The organism is Xenorhabdus lircayensis, from assembly GCF_016306625.1.
In the GTDB taxonomy this organism is placed as follows: Bacteria; Pseudomonadota; Gammaproteobacteria; order Enterobacterales; family Enterobacteriaceae; genus Xenorhabdus; species Xenorhabdus lircayensis.
Genome location: NZ_JACOII010000075.1, coordinates 1 through 1576, shown reverse-complemented (window position 1 = coordinate 1576; position 1576 = coordinate 1). Strand labels below are relative to the sequence as shown.

3 protein-coding genes and 1 pseudogene are annotated in these 1576 nt (G+C 45.2%); 2 read left to right on the top strand and 2 right to left on the bottom strand.

Features of this window, described 5'->3' with window-relative positions; translation table 11 throughout:
- Both H8A87_RS18880 and H8A87_RS18875 read left to right on the top strand, forming a co-directional pair.
- The coding region (locus H8A87_RS18880; protein WP_198691433.1) for an RHS repeat-associated core domain-containing protein at positions 1 to 629 on the top strand (629 nt) is incomplete at its 5' end.
- A 1-nt stretch (position 630) separates the two neighbouring features.
- Positions 631 to 858: a hypothetical protein gene (locus tag H8A87_RS18875; protein ID WP_198691432.1), complete on the top strand. Its 228-nt coding sequence runs from the start codon at positions 631 to 633 to the stop codon at positions 856 to 858.
- An 85-nt stretch (positions 859 to 943) separates the two neighbouring features.
- Here the strand turns inward: H8A87_RS18875 and H8A87_RS18870 are convergent, their stop codons facing one another.
- Both H8A87_RS18870 and H8A87_RS18865 read right to left on the bottom strand, forming a co-directional pair.
- Positions 944 to 1264, bottom strand: coding sequence for a SymE family type I addiction module toxin (locus H8A87_RS18870; RefSeq protein WP_198691434.1), 321 nt, complete (start codon positions 1262 to 1264; stop codon positions 944 to 946).
- An 89-nt stretch (positions 1265 to 1353) separates the two neighbouring features.
- Positions 1354 to 1576: pseudogene (locus H8A87_RS18865) on the bottom strand (helix-turn-helix domain-containing protein); the annotation flags it as partial.

Here is a 1576-nt window from a genome sequence, read left to right as displayed (position 1 = left end):
AATATGAGGATGAAGAGTCAGGGCTGTACTACAATCGGTTCCGTTATTACTCGCCGGAGACCGCGCAGTACATTTCGCCTGACCCGATAGGGTTGATGGGCGGGGTGAATCCGTATGGGTATGTGCATAATCCTTCGAAGTGGATTGATCCTTACGGTCTGGCAGGCGGCGTTGGTAATAAAGGAGCGCCGCCTAGTAAGGCTGATTTTTATGTCGGACCAGATGGACCTAGTGCAACTATGCCTTCTACTGCGTATCGACATATGAAGTATAAAGAGGCTGACGGTTCTATTAATCAATTTGTTGATCCTACGATGAAAAATAAATCAGCACCCGTTTCTTGGTTTGGATTTAAAAAACACTCTTCTGGCAGTGAAGCAAGAGACGCTTTCCAAATAGCCCCTGAATGGAGTGATGCGCGTCTTAGAGGTACTTTTGATACTTTACAACTATACAAAGATGGCAAACCGACGGCTTTTGTACCTAAATGGGAAGGTAACTCTCATCCAACTAAATTAGAACCTTTTGCAGAAGCATACCCACAATATGGAAAAGGTGGGGCTGTTCAATTGCATGCTGACAATCAGGTCATTCATTTTGATTCAGTTAAAATTTTACCGGACAAATAATATGGAAATACCAAAACGAAAAGATGCAGAAGAAATGCTTTATCAGGTGCTTAAGCGAACTTTGACAAACGAAAATGATCTCAATGTACTAATGGAAATTGCAAAAATGGCAGATCGCTCTATTCCTATGAAAGCAATACTCTATAAATATAGTAAGATGGAAAAAAAGGAGTTAACTAAAGAGGATCGAGATATTTTTGATACGCTAATTTACTTTTATGGGCCTTAACCTTAAGTAATTAATTTTATATAAGCCGGAAAGAGCCCCGTGATCTTCCGGCTTTGCTCTGTTAAGAGCGGCTGACTCCCTGCCCTTAGCAGTTTTTGTAGTCGCCAATCAACTCGCGCATTCTCAGCTTAATGTCACTGATTTGCGCCCGCTGGCGCTGGTATTGCTGTTTGAGGCTGTTCGTCTCGGAACTCGCGGGGATCAGCACCAGACAGCCCTCCATGATTTTTACGGTAACAGAGCCGCCAATCTCAAACCCAGCTTGTTTAAGCCATTGTCCCTTAAGGCGGATCATCGGGGGAGGGTTCTCACTGCCGTTTTGCGGGACGTATCCCACGGTGTAATAACGTTCTGTTTTCGCGGCTTTATTTACCGCGCGGTTTTGCTTAGAATGCACCTTAGCCATCATTCAACTCCTACTTAGTTGGTTGTGGTGAGCGGGGATGCGGTGTTGGTAGCACTTCATCCCCGCGTTAACTCAACGGGTTTTTTTATCTATCTTGCCAGTGCCTGTAACTGTTTCTTGGTTAAAAAGGCATCCAGCAACTTCTTAATCACTTCTTTGTCTTCTTCCGGTAACTGCTCCACCGCCTGAAACTGCCGCAGCAGTTCTCTGTCCTCAAACCGGGCTTTCGCCGCTTCAGTCTCTGCCCCTTCCAGCAGGTAATCACTGGTCACATCCAGCACGTCTGCCAAACGTTTTAAGGTATCGCTGCCC

What these genes read in the sequence shown, in the direction of transcription:
- H8A87_RS18870 (WP_198691434.1), bottom strand. Translation starts at nt 1,264, where the DNA reads ATGGCTAAGGTGCATTCTAAGCAAAACCGCGCGGTAAATAAAGCCGCG.
- H8A87_RS18875 (WP_198691432.1), top strand. Translation starts at nt 631, where the DNA reads ATGGAAATACCAAAACGAAAAGATGCAGAAGAAATGCTTTATCAGGTG.